A 1,973-nucleotide genomic window follows, 5' to 3' on the forward strand; every position below is an offset into this window, starting at 1 on the left:
GCGCGTTCAGCCTCGGTTGTCCACGCCCACATCGCAAGGCGCGCCTAACCCGACCTACAAAACTTAACTTAATGGCATTGGCGGCTACCTAACGTCAAGTATCAGCCGGCACAAAAAGCGGAGCGAGAAACGAGCGGCGTTTTTTGTGCTGGCTGGATACGCATGTTAGCCTTCTATGTAGGTATGGTTACGTCAAGTGCAGCGAACCTATTACCTTTTCATCCATAATTACTCTTTTTAGTCGGGATGATTGTCGCCAAAATTCGCTATCCTCTCGATGTACTCGTCGATGCTGTGATCCTCAATAGCATCCAAGCCCTTTTCCCCGATATCTGCAATTACACCCTTGACTGTGTCCATGAAGCGATACCACCAGCCAATATCCGTGCTCAGCTTCCCATTCTCGGAAATATAGACAAACGATCCAACATGGCTGTAACCCATAAGGCGTGCTGGCACCCGAGTTACAATGTCAGCGTTATTTTGAAATCTGAAAACCTTACCTTTCGCTTCAACGTTAAAGTGTCTAGCAAAAACTTTATTTCCAACCCGGGGGCTGCCAAACATATAAGCACCATAGAAGGTTTCATCCGCTTCCATTAATGTTGCCACTGCGAGTGTCGCTAAAGCACCTCCAAGGCTATGGCCCGTCAACCACAAAGGCCTATCCGGGAGGCCGTTAGAAGTCCTACAAAAGGAGCGAATGGCTGTCTTCATTTGGGGCCAGATATCCATTAAAGCCCTGTAAAAACCCGTGTGAACATCACCACCTAGGGGGCCGCACTGTGACACAGCATTCAGATTATCCAACCAGTCGCCAATCTCATCCGTTCCACGAAAGGCCGCCACGACGAAATCCTCGTGCTTTATGACAATACCTTGAGAACTCTTGGCATCAAACCCTTTCACTTCCGAGAATTTTTTGTCGATGTTACAGAGTTCGGCTTTAATAGACTGAACGTCAGGCGAAAGATCTTTTTGCTTGCGATAGGCGATCTCAGAAAATTTTGCCATCCAATACGCATTCGCGGGCTCATAACGTGAAGTTAATGGGTTAAGCTGTACTTGGTTTGTTAGTTTCGGCATTATGACTCTCCAAAAACTCAGTTCTGTGGCTAACAGTCGGGTGGGATGTGGTAAGCGCAGCGAACCGCATCTCAGGGGGCAGTTGTCAGTTATCAGTTGTCAGGGGACCTCCCCTGACAACTGTCCCCTGCCCCCTATCCCCTACCAATCGATACGGTTCGCTGCCTGCATCTGTCTGTCATACCGGTACAGGCAGGCGTCCCTGGGGCGGGACAGGCAGGCGCTCACCACACCATTGATGCGGTTCGCGCCTCCTCATGATGCCATCCTGTTAAGACCTGCCGCGCTCACCGCATCCTACGTCCATCCTACGGGCTGAACGCAGCCGGGTAAAGCCCCCGTTTCCTGACCTCAGCCGGGGGGCCACTGCATGGGGCGGCCACCCAACAGGTGTAGATGCAGATGGTATACGCTTTGGCCGCCTGCCGCATTACAGTTGATTACGGTACGATAACCGGCCTCGGCGATGCCCTCATCCGCGGCGATCCGTTTGGCGGCGAGAAACAGTTTCCCCACCAGCTCCGCATCCTCCGGCTCCAGGTCGTTGATAGTCGGGATCGGCTTGCGCGGTATCACCAACACATGGGTCGGCGCCTGAGGCCCGATGTCTCGAAAGGCCACGACGTCTTCGTCCTCGTAGAGGATATTCGCCGGGATCTCACCGGCCGCAATCTTGCTGAAAAGCGTGTCTGACATGATAAAACCTTTGGTTGCGTGCGGTTTCCGTTGCGGCAAATGGGAATCATTTTTTCCGCAAATAAACGCAAATCGGTCGAGACCGGTTCGCTAGTGTTAACGTAGAGAGATTCATCTTTTTGATCCCCTCTCCCCAACCCTCTCCCGGAGGGAGAGGGGGTATAGCGGCCAGTGCCGTTGGTCATGTTACA

2 protein-coding genes are annotated in these 1,973 nt (G+C 52.4%); both read right to left on the minus strand.

Going from position 1 to position 1,973, the window contains the following annotated elements; all coding sequences use genetic code 11:
- Positions 1-237 precede the first annotated feature (237 nt).
- Positions 238-1,086 (minus strand): lipase family protein, encoded by an 849-nt coding sequence (locus BQ17_RS13565; RefSeq protein ID WP_089727934.1) that lies wholly within the window; start codon positions 1,084-1,086, stop codon positions 238-240.
- Between the two features lie 351 nt (positions 1,087-1,437).
- Positions 1,438-1,782, minus strand: a complete 345-nt coding sequence (locus tag BQ17_RS13570) for a histidine triad nucleotide-binding protein (RefSeq protein WP_089727936.1) — start codon at positions 1,780-1,782, stop codon at positions 1,438-1,440.
- Between the last annotated feature and the right edge of the window lie 191 nt (positions 1,783-1,973).

It is taken from the genome of Candidatus Thiosymbion oneisti (assembly GCF_900092655.1).
GTDB lineage: Bacteria > Pseudomonadota > Gammaproteobacteria > Chromatiales > Chromatiaceae > Thiosymbion > Thiosymbion oneisti.

What these genes read in the sequence shown, in the direction of transcription:
- BQ17_RS13565 (WP_089727934.1), bottom strand. Translation starts at nt 1,086, where the DNA reads ATGCCGAAACTAACAAACCAAGTACAGCTTAACCCATTAACTTCACGT.
- BQ17_RS13570 (WP_089727936.1), bottom strand. Translation starts at nt 1,782, where the DNA reads ATGTCAGACACGCTTTTCAGCAAGATTGCGGCCGGTGAGATCCCGGCG.